Origin of the sequence: Synechococcus sp. H55.2 (genome assembly GCF_047462495.1) — a bacterium.
Lineage (GTDB): Bacteria > Cyanobacteriota > Cyanobacteriia > Thermostichales > Thermostichaceae > Thermostichus.
This window is the reverse complement of sequence record NZ_JANSJH010000115.1, coordinates 4031-7509: the sequence shown is the minus strand read 5'-3', so window position 1 is coordinate 7509 and position 3479 is coordinate 4031. Positions and strand designations below refer to the sequence as shown.

The following is a 3479-nucleotide window of genomic DNA, read 5'->3' as shown; positions in this document are numbered from 1 at the left end:
GATAGCGGGGCGGAGTCCGTATCTGGCAACAGACACCCCAAAGCATCACACCCTGCCGGCCCCTCTGCTGCCAGGGCGAGGTGGTGGTCATGGCGGGCCAGGGCCGCGAAGAAGTCGTCTGTCCTTCGTCTCGTGTTGACCTCGGCCACCAGCCGCTCGTAGGTGGCCTTGTCGATTTTCTCGAAGGGCAGGCGGGGGAAGGGGGCGTCGAAGCGGGCCAACAGCGCTGCGCTGATGTAGCCCTCGTCGTCGCGGATGGCCTCGTAAATGCGGGATCCCAGCGCTTCGATCTCGTCCTCGCGCAGCTCAAGGGTAGCTGAGGTGTTGTGGGTGGTGTAGTACTTTTGCACCTGCATGTAAAAGTCAAACTGGGCCAGGGCGGAGAAGCGCTCAATCTCAATCTCCTCGGCGCCGGGCAAATTGGCCCACTCCACCTCCACCGGCAGCTCCACCAGCCACTCGGTACAGCGGGGATCAAAGGGGTCGTTGAGCAGGTTGCCGTTTTCGTCCTTGTCCGCCTGGGCGGGCACTACCGAGTAGCCATAGTCCAGACAGGCGAGGGCCACGGGGTCGTTTTTGGCAAAGGTGATGCGGCGGATGTAGCGCTGGGCCTTGGGCGGGTGCCAGCCGGGCGAGGCGTTGGTGAGCAGGGACTTGGTGCCAGCGGGCTGAACAGTGGTGCAGCGGTTGGGACGGCGCAACCCGTGGCGGTCGCAGTAGTCCCAGACCACGCGGTGGACAACTTCCTTCCAAAAGCTGAGGTATTCCTGCTCCTGCTGCTTGAACTCCCGCCCCAGGGGCGTATCCGGCCTCCCTTCTTGCCACCAGCGCAGCCAGTCTACCCCAAAGGCTTTGACGCAAAAGTCAAACAGACCGGTAAACGAGACGCCGACGATGGGATCCCACTCCCGCGAGCGCTGGAAGCGGGGCTCGACAAAGCGATGGTGCAATAGCGCCGCCGCTGTCAGGGCCCCGGCTGTGAAGGCCTCCTCTTGTTCCTGGCGGTTGTGGGGATCCAGCCGGTTGAGGTGGATCTCAGCCAGGTTGCAGTGGAAGTCGCATCCAATGATCTCGCCGCAAGGGTTTAACCCATACCGCCGCAGCCGGTGCTCCAGTTCAGCCTCGGGCAGGGTTGGCCAGTGGTGTTTTAGCCAGCGTCGAGCTTCCTCTGGGCCTTGGGAAGCATAGATGTTGAGGAAGGTCTGTTTCAATTCTGGAGTGGCGAGCAGGTCGGCATTGGCCCGCGCCACAGCTTCCCCTGCCCACTGGATGGCTCCCTCGCCGGAGTAAAACTGCTTGCGCACTGCCGCAATGCACTCTTCTCGCGTTGGCTTGCGGTGGAACACGCGCGTGTGGTTGGCCATGCGCAGGGCATCCCGCTCCGGGTCAATTCTCCAGTTGCCCTGCTCGTCCTGCTGCCAGAGGTTGTCCTTGGCGCTGGATCCCAGCTCGTCGTCGGCGGCAAATTGGCGCATGCCCGCGCTGTTGTGGGTGAGATAGCCATTGCAGTAAAAGCAATGAGCCTCTTCGACTTCAATGTCGTAGGTTCGTACCCAGTCATGGCTGCCTAGGCCCTTAACTGTAACGGGGATATCCAAATCGAACCCCGACTCAGCCAAGTATCGTTCATAGTTGGCTTCGACCGACCGAGCTCCTTGGAAGCCCATGCCGCGCATCTCAGTGTAGCTGTATACTTCCTGCAGCAGGGAACCCGGAATCGTAAAGCCATGCATCTCCAGCCCTTGGGGCAACTTCCCTTTAGCTGAGTAGGGAGCCACCAAGGCGTTGTACCGATCCTTGAACGCCGGTAGGGTAAGGCTGTATTGAACCTGCCAGTTCTCCTGCTGGGGGGGGAGGATTTTGAGTCGGCCTGCAATACCCAGACTGGAGAGCACAGCCCCCACTTGCAGGGCAAAGGAGCGGTGGACAGTTGTCAGCAATTGGGGGGGATGACTACGGGTTGACCCATCGCTGTCGATAAGGCCTGCCAGGTAAGCTGACCGTACCTCAACGGTGCCGCGCAGGATAAAGTCGGGAACTTGCAGGGGTTGCTTTGGTTTCTTGATGTGCCGCTCGAAATACTCCGCCAGCGGGATGCAGGAACACACAAACTTTGCCCTGTTCTCCCCTGGCCCATAGCTGCAGGTAGCTGTCAGCCCGAAGGCGGCTAGCGCCTGCTCCAGCTTAGCTTGGAGACGGGAAAGCAGCTCGGGATCCAGGGTATTGGCACTCCACTCCAGGTGACCGTAGGGCTTGCCGTGGAGATCGCGCCCCAGCGCAACATACCCATCCCCCTGGGTAAACCCAATGAGCCAGGCCACCTCTGGTGTCAGGGGCGGGATGTGCAGGGGCTTTGCGGTGGGGCTTTGGCTTGGACGAGGTGCCGTAAAGTCCTCAGGGAGGTGGGTAATGGTGCCGGGGAGAACTTGGGTGTTGTGCAGCAGACGATCCCCCTCGACTAACTCGTGGGTACTTTTCCATGCGATGTTCCCCCGAGCGTCTGCCAAAACCGCATGGCGGTGGTTCAAAGTTGAAAAGAAAGGAAGGGCATTGGTCTCTATTTCGTAAACTTCTTGGATCCCTTGGTCAAACTTGTTGACCACCCGACGAAACCCAAGGGGGGTCTGAACCCAATCGCCTACCTGCACATCCTTGATGGGCACCAGACCTTGTGAGGTGTGCACCAAGGCGTTTTCAGGTAAGCACCGCCGAATGTTCCCCGCCACAATCGTCACCGCCGCCTCGTCGATGAGCAGGCAGCACTCCACCGAGTTCAGTTGTCTGCCCACCGCTTTGTTGAGGATGGCGGCACAGCGCTCGTAGAGGCCGGGCAGCTTGATGGGGTTGGCCACACCCCCAAACCCCTGCAGCCGCTCGCCGGCAGGGCGGACATCGCTCAAGTCCACCGTCACCTGGACCTCGCCGCCCAAGCTGGGATCCGCCGCCAGCTCCAGCAGCGCCTGGTAGGACTCCACCCAGCCCCGCCGGCTATCCCCCACCTGGATGTGCACCCGGGATCCCTGCCGCTGGATGCGGGTGTGCTCCTGCCGCTGCTCTCGGGGCGTGGCGCCGAGGGATCCCACCACCTGTACCTGCAGGCGGTTGAGGATGGGGGGCAAGCGGTTGATGAACTGGGGCTCCAGCACCGCCCCCGTGCCGCAGCCCATCATGGCCAGATCCATCATCAGGCCAAAAGAGCGCCAGTCCACCACGGTGGTGCTGGTGCAGTTGTAGGCGCCAGAGTAGTTTTCCGGCTTCTGGATCCAGTCGGTGCCCATCACCCACAGGGCCCGGCCCGAGATCAACGCCTTCAACTGCCGCTGCAGATGTTCCACCAGCTCCCGCTCCTGGGGAGTGAAGCGTCCTAGGCGGGCAATGTCGGCCAGGGTGCGATCGCAGACGTCGCTCCAAGTCTCGCGGCTGCCATCCGGGCGCCGCCGACTGTAGGTGCGGTAGAACACTGGAGCGGCCGTCGGAGC

General features: G+C 61.9%; 1 protein-coding gene. It reads right to left on the bottom strand.

Annotated elements, in window-relative coordinates; translation table 11 throughout:
• Positions 1-3479: ribonucleoside-triphosphate reductase, adenosylcobalamin-dependent (gene nrdJ, locus NW844_RS11450; RefSeq protein ID WP_414335775.1), on the bottom strand; the 3479-nt coding region annotated here is incomplete at both ends.